The sequence below is a fragment of the Pseudomonas fluorescens genome (genome assembly GCF_001708445.1).
Lineage (GTDB): Bacteria > Pseudomonadota > Gammaproteobacteria > Pseudomonadales > Pseudomonadaceae > Aquipseudomonas > Aquipseudomonas gorinensis.
Genome location: NZ_CP015637.1, coordinates 621,347 through 647,328, shown reverse-complemented (window position 1 = coordinate 647,328; position 25,982 = coordinate 621,347). Strand labels below are relative to the sequence as shown.

At 61.1% G+C, this 25,982-nt stretch carries 21 protein-coding genes; 10 read left to right on the top strand and 11 right to left on the bottom strand.

Annotation, left to right across the window (positions count from 1 at the left end; genetic code table 11):
* Nucleotides 1-13: 13 nt before the first annotated feature.
* The 3 genes from A7317_RS02745 to cbpA all read right to left on the bottom strand — a co-directional run bounded on the left by A7317_RS02745 (nt 14) and on the right by cbpA (nt 8,604).
* A complete protein-coding gene (locus tag A7317_RS02745; RefSeq protein ID WP_069075160.1) occupies nt 14-7,012 on the bottom strand; it encodes an NEL-type E3 ubiquitin ligase domain-containing protein in 6,999 nt (2,332 codons plus the stop codon).
* 145 nt (nt 7,013-7,157) lie between these two features.
* Nucleotides 7,158-7,577, bottom strand: a complete 420-nt coding sequence (locus A7317_RS02740; RefSeq protein WP_069075159.1) for a hypothetical protein — start codon at nt 7,575-7,577, stop codon at nt 7,158-7,160.
* A gap of 82 nt (nt 7,578-7,659) precedes the next feature.
* Nucleotides 7,660-8,604 (bottom strand): curved DNA-binding protein, encoded by a 945-nt coding sequence (gene cbpA / locus A7317_RS02735; protein WP_024073130.1) that lies wholly within the window; start codon nt 8,602-8,604, stop codon nt 7,660-7,662.
* A gap of 285 nt (nt 8,605-8,889) precedes the next feature.
* Here cbpA and A7317_RS02730 point away from each other — a divergent pair, with 285 nt between their 5' ends.
* The gene (locus A7317_RS02730; RefSeq protein WP_024073129.1) at nt 8,890-10,158 is read left to right on the top strand and encodes an Hsp70 family protein; all 1,269 of its coding nucleotides are present in this window, start codon (nt 8,890-8,892) and stop codon (nt 10,156-10,158) included.
* 288 nt (nt 10,159-10,446) lie between these two features.
* Here A7317_RS02730 and A7317_RS02725 read toward each other — a convergent pair whose 3' ends face one another.
* The 3 genes from A7317_RS02725 to A7317_RS02715 all read right to left on the bottom strand — a co-directional run bounded on the left by A7317_RS02725 (nt 10,447) and on the right by A7317_RS02715 (nt 12,796).
* Nucleotides 10,447-11,460, bottom strand: a complete 1,014-nt coding sequence (locus tag A7317_RS02725) for an AI-2E family transporter (protein ID WP_024073128.1) — start codon at nt 11,458-11,460, stop codon at nt 10,447-10,449.
* A 176-nt stretch (nt 11,461-11,636) separates the two neighbouring features.
* Nucleotides 11,637-11,936 (bottom strand): PsiF family protein, encoded by a 300-nt coding sequence (locus A7317_RS02720; RefSeq protein ID WP_024073127.1) that lies wholly within the window; start codon nt 11,934-11,936, stop codon nt 11,637-11,639.
* Between the two features lie 71 nt (nt 11,937-12,007).
* Nucleotides 12,008-12,796, bottom strand: coding sequence for an AraC family transcriptional regulator (locus tag A7317_RS02715; protein ID WP_024073126.1), 789 nt, complete (start codon nt 12,794-12,796; stop codon nt 12,008-12,010).
* 97 nt (nt 12,797-12,893) lie between these two features.
* Between A7317_RS02715 and A7317_RS02710 the strand changes: the two genes are divergently transcribed.
* Nucleotides 12,894-13,781: a DMT family transporter gene (locus tag A7317_RS02710; RefSeq protein ID WP_069075158.1), complete on the top strand. Its 888-nt coding sequence runs from the start codon at nt 12,894-12,896 to the stop codon at nt 13,779-13,781.
* Nucleotides 13,782-13,805: 24 nt separating this feature from the next.
* Here A7317_RS02710 and A7317_RS02705 read toward each other — a convergent pair whose 3' ends face one another.
* Nucleotides 13,806-14,696: an esterase/lipase family protein gene (locus A7317_RS02705; RefSeq protein ID WP_024073124.1), complete on the bottom strand. Its 891-nt coding sequence runs from the start codon at nt 14,694-14,696 to the stop codon at nt 13,806-13,808.
* A gap of 176 nt (nt 14,697-14,872) precedes the next feature.
* Between A7317_RS02705 and A7317_RS02700 the strand changes: the two genes are divergently transcribed.
* The gene (locus tag A7317_RS02700) at nt 14,873-15,403 is read left to right on the top strand and encodes a ferritin-like domain-containing protein (RefSeq protein WP_024073123.1); all 531 of its coding nucleotides are present in this window, start codon (nt 14,873-14,875) and stop codon (nt 15,401-15,403) included.
* 227 nt (nt 15,404-15,630) lie between these two features.
* Here A7317_RS02700 and A7317_RS02695 read toward each other — a convergent pair whose 3' ends face one another.
* Complete coding sequence (locus A7317_RS02695; RefSeq protein WP_024073122.1) at nt 15,631-17,700, bottom strand: AsmA family protein; 2,070 nt, start codon at nt 17,698-17,700, stop codon at nt 15,631-15,633.
* A 358-nt stretch (nt 17,701-18,058) separates the two neighbouring features.
* Between A7317_RS02695 and A7317_RS02690 the strand changes: the two genes are divergently transcribed.
* Both A7317_RS02690 and A7317_RS02685 read left to right on the top strand, forming a co-directional pair.
* The gene (locus tag A7317_RS02690; RefSeq protein ID WP_069075157.1) at nt 18,059-18,502 is read left to right on the top strand and encodes a hypothetical protein; all 444 of its coding nucleotides are present in this window, start codon (nt 18,059-18,061) and stop codon (nt 18,500-18,502) included.
* A gap of 162 nt (nt 18,503-18,664) precedes the next feature.
* On the top strand, nt 18,665-19,297 hold the full coding sequence (locus A7317_RS02685) for a TetR family transcriptional regulator (protein WP_024073120.1): 633 nt from the start codon (nt 18,665-18,667) through the stop codon (nt 19,295-19,297).
* Nucleotides 19,298-19,302: 5 nt separating this feature from the next.
* Here A7317_RS02685 and A7317_RS02680 read toward each other — a convergent pair whose 3' ends face one another.
* Nucleotides 19,303-19,824: a C40 family peptidase gene (locus tag A7317_RS02680; RefSeq protein WP_024073119.1), complete on the bottom strand. Its 522-nt coding sequence runs from the start codon at nt 19,822-19,824 to the stop codon at nt 19,303-19,305.
* Nucleotides 19,825-20,160: 336 nt separating this feature from the next.
* On the opposite strand from A7317_RS02680, the gene ureE reads away from it, so the two are divergent.
* The 5 genes from ureE to A7317_RS02655 all read left to right on the top strand — a co-directional run bounded on the left by ureE (nt 20,161) and on the right by A7317_RS02655 (nt 23,873).
* On the top strand, nt 20,161-20,661 hold the full coding sequence (gene ureE / locus A7317_RS02675) for an urease accessory protein UreE (RefSeq protein WP_024073118.1): 501 nt from the start codon (nt 20,161-20,163) through the stop codon (nt 20,659-20,661).
* A complete protein-coding gene (locus A7317_RS02670; protein WP_069075156.1) occupies nt 20,658-21,332 on the top strand; it encodes an urease accessory protein UreF in 675 nt (224 codons plus the stop codon). The genes ureE and A7317_RS02670 overlap by 4 nt, the downstream gene beginning before the upstream one ends.
* Before the next feature lie 39 nt (nt 21,333-21,371).
* Nucleotides 21,372-21,986, top strand: coding sequence for an urease accessory protein UreG (gene ureG, locus A7317_RS02665; protein ID WP_012721947.1), 615 nt, complete (start codon nt 21,372-21,374; stop codon nt 21,984-21,986).
* Nucleotides 21,987-22,007: 21 nt separating this feature from the next.
* Entirely contained in the window at nt 22,008-22,580 is a 573-nt protein-coding gene (locus A7317_RS02660; protein WP_024073116.1) for a HupE/UreJ family protein, read from the top strand.
* A 171-nt stretch (nt 22,581-22,751) separates the two neighbouring features.
* Nucleotides 22,752-23,873, top strand: a complete 1,122-nt coding sequence (locus tag A7317_RS02655) for an AGE family epimerase/isomerase (protein WP_024073115.1) — start codon at nt 22,752-22,754, stop codon at nt 23,871-23,873.
* Nucleotides 23,874-23,931: 58 nt separating this feature from the next.
* On the opposite strand, the gene A7317_RS02650 is transcribed toward A7317_RS02655, so the two are convergent.
* Nucleotides 23,932-24,837 carry a cation diffusion facilitator family transporter gene (locus tag A7317_RS02650; protein WP_069075155.1) on the bottom strand — a complete coding sequence of 302 codons (906 nt, stop codon included), beginning with the start codon at nt 24,835-24,837 and terminating at the stop codon, nt 23,932-23,934.
* A 217-nt stretch (nt 24,838-25,054) separates the two neighbouring features.
* Complete coding sequence (locus tag A7317_RS02645; RefSeq protein WP_024073113.1) at nt 25,055-25,822, bottom strand: SDR family oxidoreductase; 768 nt, start codon at nt 25,820-25,822, stop codon at nt 25,055-25,057.
* Nucleotides 25,823-25,982 lie beyond the last annotated feature (160 nt).

Below are 25,982 nucleotides of genomic sequence, written 5' to 3'. Positions count from 1 at the left end.
TCTACTGGCAGAGTCACGCAAACTTGGTTTTGATCATCGCCTCCGTATATTCGTAGTTCAGTCGCAACTCGACACCCGCCGGAATGTCTTCAGTGGCAAACACAGCATTGAGCACATAGTTGGTCCTCACGCCTGGACGGCTGGTCGCGTGCTCGGCCTCTACCGCGAAAGGCACGGACTCCACGTTGTAACCGCCCGCAGCCTGTCGGACAGGTTTGCCATCGGCGTCATATTCGAAATGGGTGTTGATTCTGGAAATGATGGAGTCGCCCTCGATAAAGAGCGGTACGGTATGGAAAGTGCCGCCCTCAACGACTTTTGCCGTGCCGACGACCATGCCGAATGTCCCCTCCGAGGCCACAGACAAACTGCGCGGTAAAATCACCCCGCCGTACACCCCCACGATTTCTCCTTTGGCAATGGGCCGGTTGGCAACCACCATGGACTGCCCGACCAACGCGGCTTCTCCAGGGACTTTCACATCGTCGGCAGTGAACGTTCGCCACCGCAGTTTCTCTTCATAAAGCGCCCCTACCGCCTCAAACCCTTCAAACTTGATATAGGGTTTGATTGGCGTGGACGTATAGGTGTGACCTGAAGGCATTTTGACTTGCGTCTGCAGGCTTCGAATGCGAATGGGTCGGCCCTGCAGGTCCCGGAGGGGATACTTGCCGTTGTTGACGCGGTTATAGCTACCCAACTTGTTTTGCTGGGTGGTGAAGTGAACGTCCCGCCGCATGAAGCTGAGTTCGCCCGCCGTGTAGGGCACCATCGGTATCGACTCCGGTACGGTGGCATGCGCCTCGCCAGACGCGCCTGTCCCGCCCCCGCCGGTCTCGCCTCTACGTCTCCAAACGCCGGCCACGTCAGGCTTGGCGACAATCCCGCTGCTGACCAGCTCGTAGGGGTTGCTCCGGCTCTGCACCCTCAACAGGTAATACTGCCCATCACCGGCATCCGGCATGCTCGCAATAAAATAGCGCTTGCCCTCGAACTCAATGGGGCGTGCCTGCGACAGCGCCAACACCGCCAAGCTGCCGGGAGCGGGCTCCACCAGCGCTTCAAGATCTCCCGACGCCATCGGGCGGGTAACGATCTCTTCGCGGGTCAGCGCATCAATCAACAGGCCGTCGTCAATCACCAGCCGCGCTTGCAGCTCTTGGGCCCGGCGCTCATAGGCGTGGGTCGACAAACTCCCCTCGGTATATCTATCGAACAAAACGGCGAGTTCATCTTGATAAGGTTTGCTTTGCGCCTCGAATCGCGAGCGGTATTTATGGGTCACATAGTCCTGCCAGAAGTCTCTGGACAGCAGCGCCTGAAACTCCTCGGGTGAGTTATCCAGTGCCACGATGCGTTCATAAGCAGCGTCCAGCATCGCCTGGGTAACCTTTCCAAGGCCGATGAACCGCGCATGTTGCGGCTGCCCCGGCAACTGCAACCGATCTTTGAGGCCATACCGATAGGCCAGCCTTATTTCGACTTCTTCCAGTTTTTCCAACTGCTGGGTTTTCTGATCAGGCGTCAGGTTCGAGTTGTTAATGGCGGTTCTACGTTGATCGATATCGTTCAAGGCGATCTTCTCAACCTGGTCCAGACGAAACAGGCCTCTGGACAATGTCGACAAGACCTCGCCCTGGGTCGAGTCCAGGGCCTGGGCCCGCGCCTTGTAGACCATTGCCATGATTTCCAGATTACTGAAGGACAAGGCCGCACGATCGCAACACGTCGCCCTGCCTGCCCATTCGAACATCTGCTCGCGCAGGCTTTCAGACTCGGCGGAGTGTGCGCTGACGGTATCTATCACGTCCCACACCCGGCGCTGAAGATCCTCATGCTCAGCGGCGCCCGCTTGCAGGTCCCTGAGCACCTCGAAGAACCCATCGGCCCCGGCCTGCCCTCGCAGGCTGTCCCACTGGGCTTTTCGGCTGGCTATTTGCTCTTCGGTCAACCCCGCCGCCCAGCGCCGAAACGGTGCATCGGGCCGAGCCGCGATGGCGACGCGACTCACATCCGAAGAAGCCGTGACCACCAGGCGGTTGGGGTTACCGGGCGATGCCAGCCCCGCCCGTTCAAGTCGCTGGCCGTAGTCGCGCACTTGTTGCAGCGTGGCATCCGTCCAGGGGTTGTCGTTCGCATGCGTCACGTTATTGACCCGGGCGGTTTGCGCCAGGCGTTCGTCTGGCGGCGCAATGACGGACGCCGGTATGGTTGTCATGCGGTTGCCAGACAGGTCTATCCGGTCCAGCAGCGGCTGTTCGGCCAAACCGCTCGGCCATGTCTCAAGACCTGCGCGCGCCATGCTGAGCGAGCGCATATCCGTTATCTGGCTGAAATCGGGCGACAGGCGCAGGTCATTGTCATGGATGATCAAGGCTCTGAGGGACACGCGCTCGGACAACATCCTGGCCGTCTCCGGGCTCAAGCGAATCCTGTTGTTGTGCAAGAACAAACGGGTCAACCCACGCATCTCGCCCAGCGCAGGCGGGAGTTCGCGCAGCTGGTTGCCTGACAGGTCCAGCCAGCGCACCCCGCGGAACCGCGACAGAAACCCCTCGGGAGAAGCGCTCAGGCCCATATTGCTCAGCTTGAGCGAACCGACATGACTGAAGTCCACGTCAAGGTCGGGCAAGCTCGGCAAACCCAAGCCACTGAGGTCCAGTTCCAGGCCAATCCGGGTGCCGTCGTTGGCCAGCATCTGAGGGGTCTCCTGTCTCCAGCAGCTCAAGATCCGCTGCTGAGCTTCGCGCCGCGCCCGGTGCGCCACTGTATTGAGGTTCCGCTCACCTGGGCGGGCATACCGCTGATACGCGCCACCTCCCGAGAATGCCCAGGCATTGAGTTGAGCCTGGAGGACATCAAACGCTTGCTCAAGCCTGGCCAGCTCGGCGTCTGCCCCAGGGCCCAGGTTCCAGATAAATTCCCGGGCCTTTTGAACGCCATAGCCTGGGTACATTTTGCGCACAATGCCCACCCTGGGGTTGCCGCTGTCAAACGCCTCATTAAGCCCACCGGGGAGTAAATCGGGCCGGTTTTCTCCCAGTCGTTTCCAGTAGCTGTCAAATTGTTGCCAGTAGTCTTCAGGAAACGCATTGTGATCCAGCAGCGTCACGCGATTGATCCGGGCAATCGCCGCAAGCTGCTCAGGTGGCGGATTCAGGTTGGCCTGGGGGACTTCTTGCAACCGGTTACGGCTGAGGTTGACGATTTCCAATGAGGTCTGGTTGTGCAACCCCGTTGGCCATTGCTCCAGTTGCGTCAGCATTAAATTCAACCTTTTCAGCTGGAGCATGCCGCTGAAATCCGGCGTCACGCCCAGCGGGTTGCCTTGCAGATTCAGTTCCTCAAGCGTGGTGAGCGCACTCAGCCTCGCTGCGCTTTGGGCGGTCAGCCGAATTCGATTGGTCTCCAGGCTCAGGGAGGTCAGGCCTGGCATGGCATCGATTGCCAGGGGAACCTCGGCAAGCTGGCAGTTGCGCACGCTCAAGCTTTTCAACGCGGTAAAATTCTTGAGCAGCGTGTCTACGTTGCTTGCGCCCCTGAAACCGGCGAGTTCGAGCGTTTGGACATGACTGAAGTCCCCGCTCAATGCCGGCAACGTTGTCCCCCGGCCATACGTCAGGGTTAACGCCGGCCCCGTCTCCCGGCGCCAGCAACGCCGGATGTCATTGGCAGTACGACCGGCCATGCCACCGTTACGATCAAATGCGGTAATCGCCAGTTGCGGGGTGTTTTCCTTGACCCACGCCTTGAGCGTCTTATCCAGGGTTTCGAATTCCGCCTCGCGGCGAGCCAGCCCAGCCGATACATCCGTGCCCAATGACTGAATGAACTCGATAACCTGTTCGTCAGTGAACGAAGGAAACAGCGTGCGAACGCGCGCTTCGGGAGAACGGAAAGCCTGTGTGGTTTTTTTCAACAGTTGCCGAAAGCCCGGGCCGCCGCCCACTGCACGCATCGACGGATCAAACGCCGGCTTGCGGACCGGATGTTCCAGCAACACAGTGCGCAGGCGCTGGCGCGACAGCGGGGATTGCTGGATCGCCGGCTTCAATTGAGACGCCTCGCTAAACCCCATGGCTTGGCGCTCGCCCGGCGACATGATTTCCCAGGCAGCGGTGTAAAAATCCCCCGCCGAAAACCGATCGTCTTTCTGGATGACCAACGTCCTGGCGGGCAACGCATCTGGGGAGCCGATGGCATCCAGTATCGGGCCCTGCGCCGAATATTGGCGCAGTTCCACTCGCGTTCCTCGCCGCCACCCCGGCAGGGTTTCGAGGGTACGCAAGGCCAACCGTTGGCTGTCGAGGTCCGTCAGCGTGTCCAGGTGCAGCCCTTCATAGGCACGGGCGACACGCGCTTCCTGCTCAAACCATTTGGCCTGTTCAACCACGGCCTCAGGCAAGCGACCGCTGCCGCGAAAACGCTGCAACGCCTCGGCGCTCAGGTTTTCCAGCAGTTGGGTGGCCACGGGGGTCGAGAGGGCGGGGAAGTCCGCCTGCACCCGCTGAACATCGGGGTCATCCGTACGGGTCAAGGCTTTGTAGCGCTCATTCACCATCGAACCCTTGATGGCATCCACCTTGTCGGCAATGAATCGCCGCAGTTGGCTGGCCCGGGCATGCAACGGGTCCTGGGCGCTGCCAGGAATACCCGGCAGGTCCGCATCGACACCTTGCAACGTGTACAGCACCTCGTTAAGCAATTCGCCCCGATCCACGTTGCCCTGGCTGAGCACCACCATTCGCCTGTCGGTTGATGCAGGGCCGTCGCCTTCCCACAGCACATTGGCGTCGCTGTCCAATACGCGAAGCAGCGGCGTCTCGGGCAACAGGCTGTAGCGCTGCATGCTTTGCAGCTGCAACACCGGATCAGCCTTCGCATAAACGAGTGGATCGCTGCTACGCATCTGCTCAACAAACGTGGTGAGCGTCTGATGGATCTCAAATCGCTTGAGGGTTTCCTCCAGGGTCAGGGGAACAGGCTCATGATTGACGAAGGTTTCACGCAGTGTTTGCGGCTCGACCCCACTGATACGTACCTGGTCCGATGACTCGGCAAGCCCCAGGCGCCGCAACAGCGTCGGCTCGTCCCACGTCAGCGGCTCTTCGACTTCATGGCTCCAGGCACCTTGGTGGTTATGCTCCAGTTTCGGCGCATAGGCATCGGGCCGGGTCGGGTGCTGGATACGGTATTGCCCGGTATCCGCGTCTTGCCTGACCTGGTAGTGCTTGCCCTCCAGCGCAAGCACCGTCCGGCCATGGTGCTGGTGCAGGCCAATCTCGTTGGCCTTGGACTGCGGCGCAAGAGTGACCGTGGACTCATAGGGCCCGAGGTCAGCCTTCCACAACATCCTTTTTCCCGAGGGCATCGTGACCGGTTTGAAATTATCCAACATGCTCACGAACTTGATCCTGGGCACTACCTGGGACCCGGCGGCAAAGAACGCGGCATTGAGCGCCACGGAGGAAAAATGTGCCCACATCGCCCGGGTATCGCCCTGTTCAGCCGCTTCGATCCCTTCGAATACGTCGGAACACATCTGCGCCGCGCCCACCGCCAGCATGATCGGGCCCAGCCCCGGCACAACAAAGGCGGCCACGTTCAAAAAGCTGAGCACCGCATCGAGATAGCCCTCTAAACGCTCCGTGCGGGCCTTGCGGTCCTCGTCTCCGGTGGGCACGGCGACCGCCCTGGCATCGTCGAACACCTTGTTGATGAAGGCCTGGACCTGCTGCTCCCACAGCGCGGCGGTAAGGGGCGTCTCTTCCAAACGCAACCGCGCGGGCTCAGGCTTGAGCGGGTAATCGGTGGCCGGGTTGCCGTTGCTGGCAGGCTGGTACAACCGGTTGAACTGTTTAAAGAACGCCCACTGTTCGCGCTGCGGGATAAACCGACTGAAGAACCGGCGATAGGACGCACTGTGCAAGCGCGACCTCAGATCAGCCATGAAGTCGGCACCCGATGCATACTCCTTGAGCGGTTGCTGCGGGTCATTGGGGATGTATGCCAGCAGGCGCTCAACCCTGCGACTGCTTTGACGGTCGGGCCCGATCAACAAGGGCCCGATCAAGGACACCCCAAAGATTTTCAATGCCGCGAACGTGACGGGGCGGCCGTCCAAGGTCGCGCCGGACGGGTCGGCAAGCACTTGCTTGAGCATGCGGTAGGCATCGGCACTGATGCCCGATTCAACCCGGCGGGTGCCAGGGCGAAGGGCAAATTGAAGGTTCGCGATCTCGCCGCTCAGCGCCAGCTGTTGACGCTGATGGGTTTGCAGTTGCTGCATCAGTGCGGAGCGCTCGGCGTTCCCTGTGGGGGTCAATATTTCCTTGAGGTGTTTTTGATACCGCGCGCCCAGATCCAACGTCCGGCACAGCGCGGCAAACGCATGAGGGGCGATGGCCACGGCCTGTTCGCTGAGCGCATCGAACGTCGGGATAATCTCGCCGTCATACGCGCCGAAGGTGGTAATGATCTGGCAGTCGTGACAGGAGGGGGCTCGTTCTTCGCCGGGCTCGAAATTGGCCAGGGCGGCCTCCAGCAGGGAGACAGCGCGATACCGGTAGCTCAGCGTCGGATCGTTCTGTTGCTCGAAGGCAAAAAAACCATAGAGGTCTGTACGCCCTCGTGGATACGCATATTTGCGCGCGAAGTAGACGCTTCTGACATCCAGGTCCAGGTTGAAGGTTCGCTTGATCGCCTCTTTGAGCGGCTGCTCGGCAAACGCCAGAATGTCGGTGATGCTCCCCAGGCTGTTTTCGATCGTGTTCAGCGTTTCACGAAAGGTGCTGTGGCTGTCTGCCAGCCGGGCCCTGGCGTCAGGCGAAGCTGTCCGATACCAGGAGGGTAGCTGGTGCATTTCATGGTTGCCGAGTTCTTCCTGTCGGTACGGGATGGCCTGGTTGAACCAGGTGGGTACGCGGTCTTTGAGAAAATCGTAATGAACACCCCGAAGGTCCGTGGTGAACGTGCCTTCGGGGAGGGTGGAGGATATGACGGGTGTTGACATGGTGGATCGTCCTTGAGGGTTAGCCGAAGCCCTCAGCCTATCGAACGACCCAGTGTGGGTGGACTGTATAGCTACCGCATCTCAGGCGATCGGTGTGCGCATCTGGTCAGTGAACGCACACCGGGCGTACAGGGCGTCGAGCACACTAGGCAACGCTGGCGGTACGCCCCATCGCCTGGTCACAGAGCCTGCGCAGTATGGTTTTTCTTTCCTCATCCAAGATCAGGATGTCTGCATAGTATTGTTCGTCCGTCATCACCTGGCCGGGACGCTTGAGGGCTGCTTCCAGCAGCGGCTTGGCGAACGCCACAACCGTCTGGATCTTCGCCATCTGCGTTTCCCCTTGGACCAATGAGGTCCAACTGGCGTCGACATAGGTCTTGAGCGCGTCTTTTTGCTGCTGGGTTGCGCTGGTGTACCCAGCGGGGAGCTTGGGGTCTATAGCGCGCAACGCCGTACGTTGGGGAGGCGAAGCCTTTACCAGCGCCTGCGGTATGAGGGAGACGAGCGTTGCATAGTGCTGCCCCTGATCTCCCGGAGGAAGCGGGGGTTGAGCATGGGCCATGAACCAGTACCTCAATGAGAAATGAGGAGCTTATTCATGACCCACAAAGACCGGGCCTTAACTATGCAGGGCAGGTGCCGGGTCAGTGACTCCAGGTTTTGCGCGGTTCGAAAGCGGCTTTGTCAGCGAGTGCCTGCCACAAGGCCTTGACCTCGTCATCGGCGTCTTTAGGCATCACCACCTTCAGTTGGATAAACAGGTAACCGCGCTGCCCGCTTTTGTTCAGCAAGCCATGGCCCTTGGCGCGCATGCGCTGGCCGTTCTGGCTGCCGGCGGGCACCTTGAGGTTGATCTTGCCGGTCAGGGTTGGCACGGCCACCTCGGTACCCAGCGCCAGCTCCCAAGGCGCTACCGGCACGGTGATCACCAGGTTTTCGCCTTCCACCTCAAATTTGGGGTGCGGTGCAAACTTGATGATCAGGTACAGGTCACCGTTGGCGCCACCGCCAACACCCGGCGCGCCCTGGCCCTTGAGGCGGATGCGCTCACCGTCGGCCACGCCGGCGGGGATCTTCACGTTCAGGCTCTTGGTGGTGTTGCTGACGTGCCGCCCCGAGGCGTCGTATTGCGGTACCTGGAAGCTGATCTGCTTGGACTCGGTGGACAGCGTTTCCTCGAGAAACACCGACAATTGCATCTCCACGTCCTGGCCCTTGCGCCCGGCACTGCGGCGCTGGCCACCGCCGAAGGCATCGCCACGGCCGCCAAAGATCGAGCTGAAGAAGTCGGAGAAGTCCTCGGTGCCCTGGCCACCGCCAAAACCGCCACGGCTCTGCCAGCCTGGCGGGCCCTGGAACGGCTGGCCATGCTGGCCGTATTTGCGCAACTCGTCGTATTCGGCGCGCTTGTCGGCACTTTTCAGCGCTTCATAGGCCTCGGACGCATCCTTGAACTTGGCTTCAGCGTCCTTTTCCTTGCTCACGTCCGGGTGATATTTGCGCGCCAGCTTGCGATAGGCCGCCTTGATCGCCTTGTCGTCCGCCGTCGGCTCTACGCCAAGAATCTTGTAATAGTCTTTAAAGTCCATCTGGGGGGTCACCCTCCGTGATCGATTTCGCACAGCCAGCGGCACAGCATGCGCCGGATTGCAGCGTTTGAATTGACTGATCTCAATCCCAAGCCGATGGGTGCGTAGAAGTTTATCGGCAGTGCACGAATATCCTTGCACCCACCGACCGTATGCTGGACAAGTTGGGGACGAACCCTGGTCTTTCAAGGCGCAGTGCCCGCTATTTAACAGATAGTCGGCCTACGCATCTGCACGCGGGTGGCATACACTGCGCGGCCGTTTTTCAACCGGAACCCGATAGACATGGAAAACCCATCCCCAGCCCGTGCCTGCGGCATCGACTTTGGCACGTCCAACTCCACCGTCGGCTGGATCCGCCCCGGCGAGGAGACGCTTATCGCGCTGGAGGACGACAAGATCACCTTGCCGTCGGTGGTGTTCTTCAACTTCGAGGAGCGCCGCCCGGTCTACGGGCGCCTGGCCCTGCATGAATACCTGGAAAACTACGAAGGCCGGCTGATGCGCTCGCTCAAGAGCCTGCTGGGTTCCAAGCTGATCAAGCACGACACCAGCGTGCTCGGCACGGCCATGCCGTTCACCGACCTGCTGGCGCTGTTTATCGGCCAGCTCAAGAGCCGCGCGGAAGCTACCGCCGGCCGTGAGTTCGAAGAGGTGGTGCTGGGGCGCCCGGTGTTCTTCGTCGATGACGACCCGATGGCCGACCAGGAAGCGGAAAACACCCTGGTGGACGTGGCACGCAAGATCGGCTTCAAGGACATCTCGTTCCAGTACGAACCGATCGCGGCGGCCTTCGACTACGAGTCCACCATTGAAAAAGAAGAGCTGGTGCTGATTGTCGACATCGGCGGGGGTACCTCTGACTTCTCGCTGGTGCGCCTGTCGCCCGATCGCCGTCACAATGACAACCGCCACGATGACATCCTCGCCACCGGCGGCGTACACATCGGCGGTACCGACTTCGACAAGCAACTCTCGCTCGCCGGCATGATGCCGTTGTTCGGCTATGGCAGCCGGATGAAGAGCGGGGCCTACATGCCCACCAGCCACCACATGAACCTGGCCACCTGGCACACCATCAACTCGGTGTACTCGCAAAAATCCCAGCTGGCCCTGGGCAGCATGCGCTACGACATCGAAGACACCGGCGGCATCGACCGCCTGTTCAAGCTGATCGAACAGCGCGCCGGGCATTGGCTGGCGATGGAAGTGGAAGAAACCAAGATCCAGCTGACCCACGAAGACAGCCGCCATGTGCTGCTCGACCGGGTTGAGCCAGGACTGAGCGTGGACCTGAGCCGCAGCTTGTTCGAATCGGCCATCGATGGCTTGCTGGAGCGCGTGCGTAACAGCGTCACCCAATTGCTCAATGACGCTTCGGTGGACGTGGCCCAGGTGGACACGGTGTTCTTTACCGGCGGCTCCAGCGGCATTCCGGCGCTGCGCCACAGCATCTCGGCGATGTTGCCGAATGCGCGGCATGTGGAAGGGAATATCTTTGGCAGCATCGGCAGTGGCTTGGCGATCGAGGCCAGCAAGCGTTACGGCTGCTGACCGCCACCGATCTCACCCACTCCCTCTTCGACGCAGCGTTGTGGCGAGCGGGCTTGCCCCGCGTTGGGCTGCGCAGCGGCCCCATGACAGGCGATGTGTTTTTAACTGACACACCGCGGTGCCTGGTTTTGGGGCCGCTTCGCAGCCCAACGCGGGGCAAGCCTTTTTAACTGACACACCGCGGTGCCTGGTTTTGGGGCCGCTTCGCAGCCCAACGCGGGGCAAGCCCGCTCGCCACAAGCCAGCCTGCTCACCACAATTACAGTGTTGCCCCTTCCCCTCCCACCTTCAAACCATCCCGCCGAGCTTCAATTCGCTCTTCAAATACGCGTAGTAAATCGGTCCTGCCACCACGCCCGGCAAACCGAACGCGGCTTCAAACACCAGCATCGCCAACAACAACTCCCACGACTTGGCACTGATCTGCCCGCCGACGATACGCGCGTTGAGGAAGTACTCGACCTTGTGGATCACGATCAAATACCCCAGCGCCGCTACCGCCACCCAGATCGACAGCGACAGCGCGACGATGGTGATCAGGGTGTTGGACATCAGGTTGCCAATCACCGGCAGCAGGCCGAGCAGGAAGGTCAGCACGATCAGGGTCTTGGTCAGCGGCAGGTGGATGCCACACAGGGGCAGCACCACGGCCAGGAACACCGCGGTGAACACGGTGTTCAGCGCGGCGATCTTGATCTGCGCGAAGACGATATTGCGAAACGCCTGGACCAACAGGTGCAGACGGTCGAACAGCACGGCGGCCAGGGGTTTGCGTTTGGTCACGTCGGGCACGCGCTGCAGCGCGATGATCGCGCCGAGCACCATGCCGATCAACAGGGTGACGAACATGTGGGCGGCGTCTTTGCCGACCAGTTGCAGTTCGCTCAGGTGCTTGCTCAACCAATCGCCAATCGCCACGCGGAATTCAGCCGCGCTGGCGGGCAGGTAGGCATCGAGAAACGGCGGCAACTGGCCGCGCGCGCGATCGACCACACCCATGAATTTATCGAGGGAGGCCCCAGGGTTTTCCGCCTCGTGGAGCAGGAAGCTGATAGCGCCGGCGAAGATCAGGGCCAGCACGCTGACAATCAGGGTGCCGAGCAACGCCACCGCCAGCCAGCGCGCGCGCCGGCCTTCGATCAGCCGTTGCAGTTGGGGGGTGAGCATATTGACCAGTTCAAAGACCAACAGGCCGGCCAGCAGGCTGGGCAACAACTTCAGCGGCAATACCAGCAACAACCCGCCGAAAATGATGATGTAGCTGGCCAGCAATAACACGTGACGCTGAGAAAACGTTGGCATACAGCCTCAAAACGAACTGCGTTAAAGGATGTTGTAGGAGCGAGCTTGCTCGCGAAGGTCGCCAACGATAACGCGTTTACTCTGAATAAACGCGGGGCCATTGCGTTCTTCGCGAGCAAGCTCGCTCCTACAGGGGGCTGTGTGCGAGTGTCGCAGCCTTCTATGGCCTGGGGCTATTATTTCTTCAGGCAGGTGCTCATAAAGGTTTTGCGCGCATCACCGGTCAAGGCTTTGGTCTTGGCGTCCGCATTGCAATCCTTCATCTTCTGCTGCTGCGGCGTGAGCGTCTTCGCGTCATTGGCCGCCGGCGCCGACAGGCAGGTTTTCATGAACGCCTTGCGCTCGTCGCCCTTGAGCGTCTTGGTGGTGGCTTCGGCATTGCAGGTGGTCATCTTGTTTTGCTGGGCAGTAGCAGCGAAGCCCTGGGAACACAGCAGCAGGCCCATCATCAACAACGGAATACGCAGCATCTTCATGGAGTTTTCTCCCTGTTACCGTGCCGGGAGGCACGGCCTACCCAGCAGTGTAGCCAAACCTTGTTACATCTTCATCGGCTGCGGATATTCGTCCGCCGGTACTGCTCTGGCGTGCAGCCGGCCTGGCGTTGGAACATCGCGATAAACGCCGAGGCGCTGCTGTAGCCCAGGTCAAACGCCACGTGTTGCACGCTGCGCTGGCTGTCGAGGGCTTCGATGGCGGCGAGGTAACGCAGGCGCTGGCGCCATTCGCCAAAGCTCATGCCCAACTCGCGCACGAACTGGCGCGCCAGGGTGCGTTCGCTCACGTGCACCTGCTCGGCCCATTGCGCCAGGGGGCGGTTGTCGCCGGGTTCCGCCTGCATGCCTTCGAGCACGCCAAGCAGCCCAGGGTGGCGCGCGTAGGGCAGGAAGCAATCGTGGATCGGCGCCTGCTTGAGCTGGTCGACCAGCACCTGGGCCAGGCGGATATCCGCCTCGCTGCGGGGGATGTTGACGTCTCGCAGGGCGAAGTCACTGAGGATGGCCTTGAGTATCTCGCTGATCGCCAGGGTGCAAGGCTGCTTGGGCAGTTGCTCGCAGAGTTGTGGGGCCAGGCCCACCGAGCGATAGACAATCGCCTGGGCATTGTAGGAGCTGTGTTCGGTATTCGGCGGTATCCACACGGCGTATTGCGGCGGCGACATAAAGCGGTTGCCGGCCACCTCCATCCGCATCACCCCGCTGGCCGAGTAATCCAGCGAGCCCCAGGAATGCCGGTGCGGCGTGCATTCAGTATCGGGGGCGAAATCGGAGTAGCGGAAGTACACCGGGCTCGGCAGCCGGGGGAAATCCGCAAGGCGTACGGTATGTCTGGGCATATTGTCTGGATACAAAGGTCGGTTGTCTGGATCGCAGTATAGGCTTCGATCCAGACAGGGGATAATCCTGCCTCATCAACCCACCTGGTTTCTTTCGATGCAATACGCGTATCCCCTGCTGGCCATTTTTATCTGGGCCGGCAACACCGTGGTCAATAAATTGGCCGTGGGTTCGATCTTCCCGGCTGAAATCGGCTTTTACCGCTGGTTGCTGGCGGCCGTGCTCTTCACGCCGTTCATGCTCAAGCCGGTGCTCGCCCAGTGGCCGATCATCCGCCGCAACCTGGGCAAGATCTTCATCCTCGGTGTGCTGGGCATGGCCGTGTACCAAAGCCTGGCCTATTACGCCGCCACCCTGACCTCGGCCACCAACATGGGCATCATCCTGTCCCTGATGCCGTTGATGGCGCTGACCGCCGCGATCATCAGCCTGGGCCAGCGCCTGACCTTCGGCGCACTCACCGGTGCGCTGCTGTCGTTCGCCGGCGTAGTGGTGGTGGTATCGGCCGGCAGCCTGGGGGCGCTGCTGCAACACGGGGTCAACCTGGGCGACGGCATGATGCTGGTGGCGACCCTGGCCTACGCGGTCTACAGCACCTTGCTGAAAAAGTGGCAACTGCGCCTGCCGCCGTTAGTGTTGCTGTACTTGCAGGTGCTGGTGGCGGTGCTGGTGCTGTTTCCGCTGTTCCTGTTCTCAGCCAAAGCCGGCCTGGACTGGGCGAATATTCCGCTGGTGCTGTATGCGTGTTTGCTGGCTTCGATGCTCGCGCCGCTGGCATGGATGCATTCGGTGAAAACCCTGGGGCCGAGCCGCACGACGCTGTTTTTCAACCTGCTGCCGTTGATCACCGCGCTGATCGCAGCGCTGGTGTTGAAAGAAGCGCTGGCGCTGTATCACCTGGTGGGCGGTTTGCTGACCCTGGGCGGGGTGATTTTGTCGGAGCGCTGGACCACGCCGGTCGGGCGTCAACGCGCCGCTGCCTGAGCGATGGTTCTCGCGGCGCACCTGCTACACCCCGGCCGCCTTGAGCCTCTGCGCATGCTCGACGAACAGCCGGATCGGCTCCGCCCCCTTGCCCACCAGCCCCAGGGACTGGTTGACGATATCGAAATGATCCAACGCATAGTCATCGCCGATCACCACGCCCAGGTGTGAGCTGTAGCGCCCGACCATGCCGTCGCACTGGCCCTTTTCGCGCACGAAGCTGCGGGCGAACAGGCGGCAGCTGCGATTCGTCCCGTCCAGCAGGTTGCGCCCGCGGTCGGTCTTGCCCGGCTGCAAGGTGCCGGACCACGAGTAATAGCGCACGCCATTGACCTCGGCAGCCCCCTGCCCGCCCCACGTTGCTGGCAAGCCCTGGGGGTACGCACGGTTGAACGCGGCCACGCCGACGCTGGTGAGCGAATGGTGCGAGGCGTGCAAGTCAGCCTTGAAGCGCGGCCCGCGATAGCCGGTTTCCAGCACACCCATCACCCAGGCGACCCAATGGAACAGGGCACTCATGATCCGACCCCTGACGCTCTCGGCCGGGTAATGGGTGTGGATATGGTCGGCCAGTTCCGAACCATGGTTGGGCCCGGCCACCGACGTGACCGACGCCACCCACTCCGGCACCCTGGCCGCCGCGTAGCGCGCGGTCAGCGCCCCCTGGCTGTGGCCGATCAGGTTGACCTTATCGGCCCCGGTCTCGCGGCGAATCCGCTCGATGTGCGCCAGCAACTGCTCACCCCGCACCTCGCTGGAATCCAGCGGCGCGACCTGCACCGCAAACACCTGCGCCCCACCCGCCCGCAGCGCCGGGACGATGCCATACCAGTAGGGAAACCACCCCAGGCGCACGAACCCGAGCATGCCGGGCACCAACACCAAGGGGTAACGCGTGGCTAACGACTGCGGCATGGGGCGAACGTCCTTGATCGATACAGGATAGGCGCAGGCTAGCCCAATCCGGCGACGAGCAGATGACACCGCCCAGTAAATCCAATAAAACTTTTTGCGTTGCGCGGCACTCACAACTGGGAGCGATCACGCCAGCAGAGCGTGGCGCAAAACCGGATTAGCACCAGGAGATTGAGATGACTGAAGCAAACCTGACTGACGTTGCGACCCTGCGCAGCCGCGCCCGCCAGAACGTCGAAAACGGCGCCGTGACCGAGGGCTACGACGCCGACCGCGAAGAGATCATTCGCCTGCTCAATGCCTCGCTGGCCACTGAACTGGTCTGCGTGCTGCGCTACAAGCGCCACTACTTCATGGCCAGCGGCGTCAAGGCCCAGATCGCCGCCGAGGAGTTCCTCGAACACGCCACCCAGGAAGCCGAACACGCCGACAAACTCGCCGAGCGCATCGTGCAGTTGGGCGGCGAACCGGAGTTCAACCCGGACCTGCTGTCGAAAAACTCCCACGCGCAGTACGTGGCCGGCAATACGCTGAAGGAAATGGTCTACGAAGACCTGGTCGCCGAGCGGATTGCGGTGGACAGCTACCGCGAGATCATCCAGTACATCGGTGATAAAGACCCGACCACGCGCCGCCTGTTCGAAGAGATCCTGGCTCAGGAAGAAGAGCATGCCGATGACATGGCCGACATCCTGGAAAGCCTGTAACCCCTGTGGCAAGCCCTAATGCCATTTAGTTAATGGCTTTTTTGTAGGAGCGAGCTTGCTCGCGAAGAACTCACAGGCGCCGCGTTCATTCAGGAGACACGCGTTATCGTTGACGTTCTTCGCGAGCAAGAACTAGGCGTCCCCCTCGCTCCTACAGAAGGCGATATACGCTTAACTGAACGGCATCAGGGGCCCCCCTCCCCCATTTTTGTTCGCGGTTTGGTCTGTCAGCCTTTCACCGTCTTTGGTGCCTTGCCTTCCCGCATCTGTTGCAGCAACGGCGCACACTGGTTCGGCGCATCGCCACTCGGCGCCACCAGCGCCAGCAAGCCGGCGGCCGGGCCGGCGATCACGCCCAGTGCGACCATGCCTGCGCCACGCAGGGCCAGGGGGATGGCTTTGACGCCGGCATTCGGCTTGATGAACGGGCCATTGACGTACAGCGGGGAACGCAACGAGAACAGGCGGAACCCTTTGGACTCCGGCGTGATGGTGAGGTCCAACTGCTCGGTGGCCATGTTCGCAGTGCCATCGACGTAGATGATGGCGTTCTCGGTATCGAACACAAACAACCGGGTCGTCGCCAGGCCGGTCTTGATGCCAAAGTCCGCCGCCGCGCAGTTGATCTTGACTTCCTTGTCGCCAAACAGGCGGCCCACCACGTAGTTACCGACGTTGAGCCCGGCGATTTCCATCAGGCCACGGCTGATGGCGCCATCGTTGATCAACATTTTCAGGTCGCCGTTGGAAGTGCCCAACAGCGCCGCCACGGAGTTGCCGCGCCCGGAAATATCCGCATCACCGTTGAGTTCGCCGAAGCTGGTTTTCATCGGTTCGAAAGTCGGGAACAGTTGCTTGAGCTTGAAGTTACGCGCGGTCAGTTTGGCCCGGCCTTCCATGGGCACCGTGCGGCCGTTCAAGCGGATCTGCGCATCCAGCTTGCCACCGGCCACCCCGAAGCGCAGGGGTTCCATGCTCAGCTCGCCGTCGTTGAGGACCAGGTGGGTATAGAGGTCGGTGAACGGCAAGTCGGCGCTGTGCACAATGCGTTTGCCGGTGAATTCGACATCGGCATCCATCACACGCCAGCGCTCGGTGCGGAACTCTTCCACCGGCAGCACTTTGTTCGCCGGTTGCTTGCTCATCCCACCACGGGCCTTTTGCTTGGCGTTGGAGTCGGCGCCGATCAAGGGCGCGAGGTCCGTCATCAGCAGTTGGTTGGAAACCAACGTGCCGCTGAGCTTGGGGCGCGGCTGGCTGGCGACATAGGCCAGGTCGCCGTGGATGTCACTGTTGCCGATCTTGCCGTTGAAGTTTTCGTAGCGGAACGACGCGCCATTGGCCTCGTGCAACTTGGCGATCAGGTGGCCGTCTGTGGAGTAGGCCGGTGAATCCGGCAAGGTGACGCCGGTCAATGGGTACAGGTTGCCCAGGCTACTGCCGGCAAGTTTCAGGCGCAGGTCGAGGGCGCCCAGGTTGAGTGGGTCGGTCAGGGTGCCGGCCAGGGCGATACGGGTGTCGGCGATGTCCACCTGGGCCTGTAGCGGGAACGGCTTGGCCGCGTCCTGCAAGGCAAGCAGGCCGCCGATCTTGCCGGTGCCGTCGAGTTTCTGGCCGTGGTACTGGCCTTTGACCTTGAGGCCAAACGCGTAGTCCTGGGGGGCCGCGCCTTTTTCCAGGGCCTTCCTGGCATCGGCGTCACCGACGATTTCAGCAAACGGAATGGGCTGGCCCAGCGGGTCGATGATCACATCGAGTTGGGTCTTGAGGGTTTGATCGTCAAGGGTCACATGGCCTTTGTCGAAGCCGATGGTGCCGATGTCCACCACCCAGCTGGAAGGTTCGGCGCTGGGGTCCTTGGGGTCGAACGTGAAGGTCCAGTTGGCGCGGCCATCGGCGAGGCGCTGCAACTCGGCGCTCGGCTCAGTGAGGTCGATGCGCGGGATCACCACACGCTGGGCCAGCAAGGCCAGGAGAGAGATACGCAGTTCAACGCGCTTGAGCGTGACCATCTGCGGTTTTTTCGACCAGTCAGGGTTACCCAGGGTCAGGTCTTCGGCAATCACATGGGGCCACGGCACCCAGGCACGCCAACCGCCTTCGTCTGGCTCACGCTGCCACACCACCGCGAGGTTGCCATTGATGGCGAACGGACGATGCAGCTCTTCGGAGACCTTGGCATTGAGCGGGGGTTTGATGCGATTCCAGTCAAAGAACACCAGGACCAGAGCCACAATGGCAATTAATAGAACGAAGCTGGCGCAGCTCCAAGCGACGATTTTACGAGTGCGCGTCATTGCACAGGACTCCTGAATACGACTGGCTGAGCTACCCCTATAGAGCAGCCTATAAAACTACGACTGGTAAACCACACGGGGGTTTAACCCGATGCACGATTTAACCCGCGGATACCGGCTTTCCTGACCGACCAGGCAAATTTGATCTTCAACGGCGCACCATTGTTACCCAGGTTCGTGTCGAAAATACCCACACCGGTGCAAAACCGCGGGCTTGAGAGGCTCGTTCTAGAGCCTCCGCCGAGAACAATCAATTCTGTTGATTATTACCATTGTGTTTATGAACTTTTATATCGACTTATCGAGAGTAGCATTAGCTCCGTACCCACTTTATCGCCCTCCCAAGGAGCAACCCATCATGAAACGCCAAGTCCTTGCTACCGTCCTGATGTCTGTCCTGGCTTCCAGTGCCTTTGCCCTGCCAGCTGCGGAACAGGCCACCCCACAGAATAAAGCCCAAGCCGTTCAATCCAGCCAAACCCTGGCTCGCAGCGGTTCGCAAGAAGATGAAAACCGCGACTACGCCAAAGGCGCCGTTGCTGAGAATGGCCGTAATCGCCTGGAAGAGAAAGGCCTGGTAGAGGGCGGCGCTGAACAAGCCAACGACCGTGCCTACACCCAAGGCGTCGCTGAAAATGGCCGTAATCGCCTGGAAGAGAAAGGCCTGGTTGAAGGTGGAGCTGACCGTCTGCAGGAACGCAACACCGTAGCCGAAGGCGGCGCTGACCGTCTGCAAGAACGCAACACCGTTGCCGAAGGCGGTGCTGACCGTCTGCAAGAACTGCATCAAGCACAGAGCTAAGCCTGTGATGGCCCAGAAAAAAGCCCGATCAGCCGATCGGGCTTTTGACTTTATGTAGCCTGCGTCACATCTCCCCCTGCACACCTCGCCGTCAAGTTCGACGTCAACGAAGTTGTTTTGCTAGAGTGCGTCGCTGTACTTGCCGACAAAGCCCGCCCCCACATGCTGCCCCGCGCCGAACAGAAGCAACAGACCCGCCTCGCCTTGATGGACGCAGCCCGCCATCTGATGGAGTGTGGCCGTGGGTTTGGCAGCCTGAGCCTGCGCGAAGTGGCCAAGACGGCCGGAATTGTACCGACCGGGTTCTATCGACATTTTGCCGATATGGATCAGCTGGGCCTGGTGCTGGTCAGCGAAGTCGGCCAGACCTTCCGCGCCACCATTCGCCTGGTGCGCCATAACGAATTCGTGATGGGCGGCATCATCGATGCGTCCGTGCGGATCTTCCTCGATGTGGTCTCGGCCAACCGTTCGCAGTTTTTGTTCCTCGCCCGCGAACAATATGGCGGCTGCCTGGCGGTGCGCCAGGCCATCGGTGCCCTGCGCGAAGACATCACCCGCGACCTCGCGGCGGACCTCACCCACATGCCCAAGCTCCAGCACCTGGATGCCGACGGTTTGCACGTGATGGCCGACCTGATCGTCAAGAGCGTGTTCGCCACCCTGCCCGACATCATCGACCCTCCCGCCCAGGCCCTCCCGGCTCACCTCACGCCCCAGGCGAAAATCACCCAGCAACTGCGCTTTATCTTTATCGGCCTCAAGCATTGGCAGGGCCTGGGCAGCACGGAGTAAGTCCCTCAGCCCGCGGCGTGGAAACGCTTGGCGGTGGTGAAATTACGGTCCCAGTAACGGTTGCTCAGCGAGTCGATACGCACGGTTTTGCCCGCCCGTGGCGAATGGATAAATTTGCCCTCGCCTATGTAGAGGCCGACATGGCTCACCCGCCCGCGCCCGTTACCTTTGAAAAATACCGCGTCGCCAGGCTTCAAGGCGTTGCGCTTGATCGTGGCGGCCTTCGAACCATGCATCGCCGCCGTGGTACGCGGCAGGTGGATATTGGCCTGGGTCTTGAACAGGTACACCAGGAAGCTGCTGCAATCGAAGCCCTGCTCGACTGAATTCCCACCCCATTTATAGGGGGTGCCGAGTAACTCATGAGCGCGATCGATCACATCGTCGATGGACGGTTTGCGTGACAGGGCTGGCAGTGCAGTGTCGACCTTGAGAGGGGCGACAGCGCGCTTCTGGATATTGGCCGATGAAGACGTGGTGACCAGGAAAAGGCCGAAAATGAATACACACACAATTGATTTGAACATGGTGGAACCCGTCGTGGATTGAGCACGGCGCAAATCCTAATCAACGATCAGGTAATCCGATGAACTCCTATTCCTGTGAGCACGTAGGACAAATCCGAAAAAATTCAGCGATAAAAAAGATGAAAGAGATTTCCTGCAGCCCCCGTCCGCCCCAAGGAGAAGCGCACATATTTGGTGCCATAAACAGGGAGACGCACCAATTTGAAACATTGACGAAGTTTTCTGACGCCCTATTCGGCAGCACTGCCACGCACCTACAGGCAATTCCTACTCCACGGCCTGATTGGCAAGGCCCTTGCTCTAGCTCTTGCATCGCTCATAGCTGGAAGTTTCCTGATGCTGGTGATCCACCGCCGAATCGCCCCGCAGGCCCTCTGGGCCGCTGAATTGCTGCTGAATTTCGAAGCGCGCAGCAAAAGCCGCCTGCGCTGTTTCAGTGCCGACGGCGAAGATGTCGGCCTGTTTCTGGAGCGTGGCCAACCGCCGCTGCACGATGGCGAATTCCTACAAGCTGAAGACGGACGTGTCGTACGCGTCTGCGCGCGTCCTGAACAACTGCTGCATGTCACCTGTAGCAGCGCGTTTGAACTGACCCGTGCCGCCTATCACCTGGGCAATCGCCATGTCGCCCTGCAGGTCGGCGATGGCTGGTTGCGCTTGTTGGACGACTACGTGCTCAAGGCGATGCTCGATCAACTGGGTGCCACCACGCAAACCATCGAAGCGCCCTTCCAGCCGGAACATGGCGCCTATGGCGGCGGCCATCATCATTCGCGCCATGGCGACGAAGATTTCAACTACCCGCCCAAGCTGCACCAGTTCGGCGTACGGTTATGAACCCAGCCTGGGCGCTGTTGCGTCTGGCCAGTCCGCAACTGCCGATTGGCGGCTACAGCTATTCACAGGGGCTGGAAATGGCCGTGGAAAATGGCCGCGTGAGTGATGCCGACAGCGCCCGACGCTGGATCAGCGACCAGTTGCTGCTCAACCTTGCACGCTTCGAAGCCCCGCTGCTGCTTGCCCATTGCCGTGCTGCCGCCGACGAGGATTGGCCGCAGTTGGCGCAGTTGTGCGCAGAACACCGCGCCAGTCGTGAGACGCGCGAGCTGTATCAGGAAAGCCGGCAGATGGGCTACTCCCTGCAACAACTGCTCAACGGCTTGCCCGAGCTCGACGCCGACGCTCGCGAAGTGCTCGATCAACACACCGAACCCCACCTGGCCCTCGGTTGGGCCCTGGCCGCCCGCGCCTGGCGCATCAGCCCCGACGATGCCCTGGCTGCCTGGCTGTGGAGCTGGCTGGAAAACCAATTGGCGGTGTTGATGAAAACCCTGCCCCTCGGCCAGCAAGCCGCCCAGCGCCTGACCAGCGAACTGCTGCCGCTGCTGCAACAGGCCCAACAGGACGCCGGTCGCATCGACCCCAACCATTTTGGCAGTGCCGCCTTCGGCCTGTCCTTGGCATGCATGGCCCATGAGCGCCAGTACAGCCGCCTGTTCCGTTCATAGGTCCTTTTACGTCGGAGGCCTTTTATTTTGGAGAAGCACATGAACACACAACCTCTGCGCGTCGGCATCGGCGGTCCGGTGGGCTCCGGCAAGACCGCCCTGACCCTGGCCCTGTGCCTGGCGCTGCGTGATCGCTACAACCTGGCGGTGGTCACCAATGACATCTATACCCGCGAAGACGCCGACTTCCTGGTGCGCAACCAGGCCCTGGCGCCCGAGCGCATCATCGGCGTGGAAACCGGTGGCTGCCCGCACACGGCGATCCGCGAAGACGCCTCGATCAACCTGGAAGCGGTGGACCAGCTCAACCGCCGCTTCCCTGGCCTGGACCTGATCCTGGTGGAGTCCGGCGGCGACAACCTGTCGGCCACCTTCAGCCCGGAGCTGTCGGACCTGACCATCTACGTGATCGATGTGTCGGCCGGCGACAAGCTGCCCCGCAAGGGTGGGCCCGGTATTTGCAAATCCGACCTGCTGGTGATCAACAAGATCGACCTGGCACCGCTGGTCGGCGCCTCGCTGGAACTGATGAACAGCGACACCCAGCGCATGCGCAACGGCAAACCCTTCGTGTTCAGCAATCAGAAAACCGGTGTCGGCCTGGAAGAAATCGTCGCCTTTATCGAACGCCAAGGTCTGTTGACCGCGGCCTGATCAACCCTAAGGAACCTGTCCATGAGCCTGAAAAAACTCTTCGGCGCCGCCGCCCTGCTGCTCACCCCTGCCCTGGCCTTCGCTCACCCGGGCCATGGCGACAACGGCCTGGTGGCCGGTATCAGCCATCCATTGGGCGGTATCGACCACCTGCTGGCCATGGTGGCGGTAGGCCTGTGGGCCGCGCAGCAAAAAGGCGCGGCGCGTTGGGCCCTGCCTTGCACGTTTGTGGGCACCATGCTGATAGGCGGCGTGCTGGGTTTTGAGGGCCTGGGGTTGCCGGCACTGGAAAGCGGGATTGCCGCGTCGGTGCTGGCACTGGGCCTGGCGGTGGCGCTGGCAGTGCGTCCGCCGTTGTTCGTGGCGGTGGCGGCGACGGCGGTGTTTGCCTTGTTCCACGGGGTTGCCCATGGCCTTGAGCTGCCAGACATGTCGAGCCCTTGGGCGTATGCCGCAGGGTTTGTCGGCGCGACCGCTGCACTGCACGCCGCCGGGTATGCGCTGGTGCGCTGGCTGCCGGCTGCGGCGGCGCCGTTGGTGCGGGTTGCCGGGGCGGCTTCGGCGGCGACCGGAGTGTGGTTGCTGGCGGGCTGATTTGCGCCGTTTGTAAGGGCCTCATCGGGGGCAAGCCCCCTCCCACATTTGACTGTGTTCACAAATCCAAATGTGGGAGGGAGCTTGCTCCCGATAGCGGTGGCGCAGACACCACTGATCCCAAGCCTGCTACCATGCGCGCCTACACCCCTGCCGTGACGACGCCAGCCGATGCCCACCGTTCCAAGCTCCACCCCCCAGTCTTCCTTGAATGCCGTGCTCTCGCACTTCCATGACGTGATCGTGCCGCTCTGGCAGGGCCCGGGCTGGAATGCCGAGCTGACGTTACCCTATGAGGCGCTGGACGCCGATCACCGGCCCTTGCCCCCGCAACGCTACCGCGCCATGGCTTGCGCACGGCAGTTGTACCTGTTCGCCAGCCTGATCGGCGTACCCGGTGCCGCCTTTGCCGAAGAACGCGCAGCGGCGCTGTTTCGCTCCCTGCAACGGCATTTCCACGATGCCGAACATGGCGGCTGGTTCTACAGCATCGACCCTGCCGGCCAGCCACTGGACAAACGCAAGGACCTCTACACCCACGCCTTCATCATCTTTGCCTGCGCCCATTACTGGGCCAAGGTGCGTGAGCCGCTGGTGGAGTCGGTATTGAATGCCGCCCTGGAAGTGGTGGCCGAGCGCTTCGCCAACGGCGATGGCCTGTACGAGGCGGTGCTGGAGCGCAACTGGTCATCACTCAAGTCCGGCCCGCTGCAAAACCCGCTGATGCACCTGGCCGAAGGCTTCCTCGCCACCCTGGCGGTGCGTGAGGATACCGGCGTGCAAGCGGCCCTGCTGAGCCTGGCGACGGCCATGCAGCAGCGCTTTATCGAACGCCAGCATGGCGTGATGATGGAAAAACCGCTGGGCGCTGTGGATAACTGGTTTGAGCCGGGGCACCAGTTCGAGTGGTTCTTTTTGCTGGAATCGTCGCCCGTGCTGCGCGGCACTCCACTGCATGGGTCACTGACGCGGGCGTTTGCCTACGCAGAGCACAAGGGTGTGGATAGCGCGACCGGGGCGGTCAGCGGCATGCTGGCACTCGACGGTACGGTGCGCGACGGCACCCAGCGTATCTGGGCCCAGGCGGAATACCTGCGGGCACTGACCTTGCGGCCTGGCAGTGAGGCCGTGCTGCAGCGCCAATTGCTCGCGCTGCAACAGCATTTCCTGCATGAAAAAGGCTGGCATGAATGCCTGGATGCCAAAGGCGACGTGAGCCGGCGGGATATGCCGTCGACCACGCCTTATCATTTGGCGACCTGTTATCAGGGTTTGATCCAGCATCTCGGGTGACCTTCAGGGCCTCATCGGGGGCAAGCCCCCGATGCAGACGACTCGGTCTAACTGACCATCAAGCAATCCACTTGCGATCCCCGGTAAAGCTGATCGTCAACCAGCGCGCCGCATCCGGTGTGCCCAGCCCTGTGGATATCTCTTCGCGCAGCCCGTCGAGGGTCGCGACGCTATCCACCGGGTAGTCCGCCGGCAACACCACATGAATCTCGATAAACCGCGCCCGTCCGTGCTTTTGCACGTAGGACACGTAGTCTTCGAAACCATGCCTGGCCTGGGCGGCGTCCATCACTTCACGCACCTTGTCGTCCAAGTGGTCCGGGGCAATCCCCAACACCTCGCGCAAGGCCGGGCGCAGGATCTTGAAGGCCGGCGCCAGCATGCTCAGGGCCAGCAGGATCAGGATCAACGGGTCGACATACACCGCCCACTCGCCATAGCCCTGGGACTTAAGCAACAGCGCGGCGAGAAAGCTGACCAGCAAGCCCACCGAAAGCATCGCGTCCACCAGCCAACTGATGTTGTCGAACTGGATCAGCGATGACTTGAGCCTGCGGTTGCGGTAGCGCACATAGAAGAAATAGGCGAACTCGACCACGGTAAATACCGCGGCATAGATAATCACCAGGCCCAACTCGATCTCGCGCCCGCCATTGATAATGCCGAACACACCGTTAAGGAACGCATAGATGGCGATCAGCAGCAGGAAGCTGCCTTCGATCAGCAATACCATCGGCTCCAAGTGCCAGTAGCCGAACTGGAAACGCTCATTGCTTTTCTTGGCGATCAGCTTGGCCGTGATCAGCATCAACACCTTGATGGCGGTGGCGATCAGCGAGAAAAAGCCGTCGAATAAAATGGATTGGGCGCCAGAAACCACACCCGTGACAATCCCGGCGATCGCGACAGCGAACATCAGGATCGTCGATTGTTTGAGCAGCGACTGCTCACCTCGGTTACTCACAATTCCTCCCGTCAAAACCTTTGAACCGCTGGATGCGGTGGGGTTTTCAGGAGTGGAGTGTACCTTATGGCCTGTTTTGACCGATTTGCCGCCATTTATTGTAGGAGCGAGCTTGCTCGCGAAAAACCCGAGGGCGCCACGTGCAGTCAGAATGCACGCGTCATCGTTGACGTTTTTCGCGAGCAAGCTCGCTCCTACAGTGTATGGCGTAAGCGGCTTAGGCCTTAGCCCCACGCTCAATCGCAAACCCAGCCCAGGTCTGGCTCACCGGCATCAGCTCCAACCGGTTGATGTTGACGTGCGCAGGGGTGTTCAGCACCCAGAAGATGGTGTCGGCAATGTCCTGCGGCTGGATGGGCTCGGCGCCGGCGTAGGTGGCGTCGTAGCGCGCCTGGTCACCACCGAAGCGCACCAGGGAGAACTCACTCTCGCACAAGCCCGGCTCGATATTGGTCACGCGCACGCCTGTGCCTTGCAGGTCGCAACGCAGGTTCAGCGAGAACTGCTTCACGAACGCCTTGGAGCCGCCATACACGTGGCTGCCTGGATACGGGTAGCTGCCGGCAATGGAGCCCAGGTTGATGATCCCGGCACCACGCCCATGGGCGATCAGGCGCGGCAGCAGCAGGCTGGTGGTGGTCAGCAGGCCCTTGATATTGGTGTCGACCATGGTTTCCCAGTCGTCGAGGTTGCACTTGGGTGCAGGGTCAGTGCCCACGGCCAGCCCGGCGTTGTTGATCAAGCCGCGCAGCGTGGCGAACGATGGTGGCAGGTTGGCGATGGCATCCTCCATGCCCTTGCGGTCACGGACGTCCACCACCAGGCCATGCACTTCGGTCTGCTTGGAAAGCTCTTCGACCAGCGCGTTCAAACGCTCGGCACGACGACCGGTGAGCACCAGTTTCCAGCCGGCTTCGGCGAACCGACGGGCGCAGGCTTCGCCGAAACCTGAGGTGGCGCCAGTAATAAACAGCGTGTTGGACATGGTGTTCTCCTTGCGGGCATCGGGGAAAAAAATCAGCCAGCAGAATGCCTTTACGCCGCGGTTGCGGCAACCGCTATGCACATCACCTCACTCACGCCTGGTTATTTTTTAACCATAACGAGCAAAGCCTTATGAGCCGTGGCTTGCAGCCATATGCACG

Coding starts and splice junctions, on each gene's coding strand:
- A7317_RS02745 (WP_069075160.1), bottom strand. CDS start 7,012: ATGTCAACACCCGTCATATCCTCCACCCTCCCCGAAGGCACGTTCACC.
- A7317_RS02740 (WP_069075159.1), bottom strand. CDS start 7,577: ATGGCCCATGCTCAACCCCCGCTTCCTCCGGGAGATCAGGGGCAGCAC.
- cbpA (WP_024073130.1), bottom strand. CDS start 8,604: ATGGACTTTAAAGACTATTACAAGATTCTTGGCGTAGAGCCGACGGCG.
- A7317_RS02730 (WP_024073129.1), top strand. CDS start 8,890: ATGGAAAACCCATCCCCAGCCCGTGCCTGCGGCATCGACTTTGGCACG.
- A7317_RS02725 (WP_024073128.1), bottom strand. CDS start 11,460: ATGCCAACGTTTTCTCAGCGTCACGTGTTATTGCTGGCCAGCTACATC.
- A7317_RS02720 (WP_024073127.1), bottom strand. CDS start 11,936: ATGAAGATGCTGCGTATTCCGTTGTTGATGATGGGCCTGCTGCTGTGT.
- A7317_RS02715 (WP_024073126.1), bottom strand. CDS start 12,796: ATGCCCAGACATACCGTACGCCTTGCGGATTTCCCCCGGCTGCCGAGC.
- A7317_RS02710 (WP_069075158.1), top strand. CDS start 12,894: ATGCAATACGCGTATCCCCTGCTGGCCATTTTTATCTGGGCCGGCAAC.
- A7317_RS02705 (WP_024073124.1), bottom strand. CDS start 14,696: ATGCCGCAGTCGTTAGCCACGCGTTACCCCTTGGTGTTGGTGCCCGGC.
- A7317_RS02700 (WP_024073123.1), top strand. CDS start 14,873: ATGACTGAAGCAAACCTGACTGACGTTGCGACCCTGCGCAGCCGCGCC.
- A7317_RS02695 (WP_024073122.1), bottom strand. CDS start 17,700: ATGACGCGCACTCGTAAAATCGTCGCTTGGAGCTGCGCCAGCTTCGTT.
- A7317_RS02690 (WP_069075157.1), top strand. CDS start 18,059: ATGAAACGCCAAGTCCTTGCTACCGTCCTGATGTCTGTCCTGGCTTCC.
- A7317_RS02685 (WP_024073120.1), top strand. CDS start 18,665: ATGCTGCCCCGCGCCGAACAGAAGCAACAGACCCGCCTCGCCTTGATG.
- A7317_RS02680 (WP_024073119.1), bottom strand. CDS start 19,824: ATGTTCAAATCAATTGTGTGTGTATTCATTTTCGGCCTTTTCCTGGTC.
- ureE (WP_024073118.1), top strand. CDS start 20,161: ATGCTGGTGATCCACCGCCGAATCGCCCCGCAGGCCCTCTGGGCCGCT.
- A7317_RS02670 (WP_069075156.1), top strand. CDS start 20,658: ATGAACCCAGCCTGGGCGCTGTTGCGTCTGGCCAGTCCGCAACTGCCG.
- ureG (WP_012721947.1), top strand. CDS start 21,372: ATGAACACACAACCTCTGCGCGTCGGCATCGGCGGTCCGGTGGGCTCC.
- A7317_RS02660 (WP_024073116.1), top strand. CDS start 22,008: ATGAGCCTGAAAAAACTCTTCGGCGCCGCCGCCCTGCTGCTCACCCCT.
- A7317_RS02655 (WP_024073115.1), top strand. CDS start 22,752: ATGCCCACCGTTCCAAGCTCCACCCCCCAGTCTTCCTTGAATGCCGTG.
- A7317_RS02645 (WP_024073113.1), bottom strand. CDS start 25,822: ATGTCCAACACGCTGTTTATTACTGGCGCCACCTCAGGTTTCGGCGAA.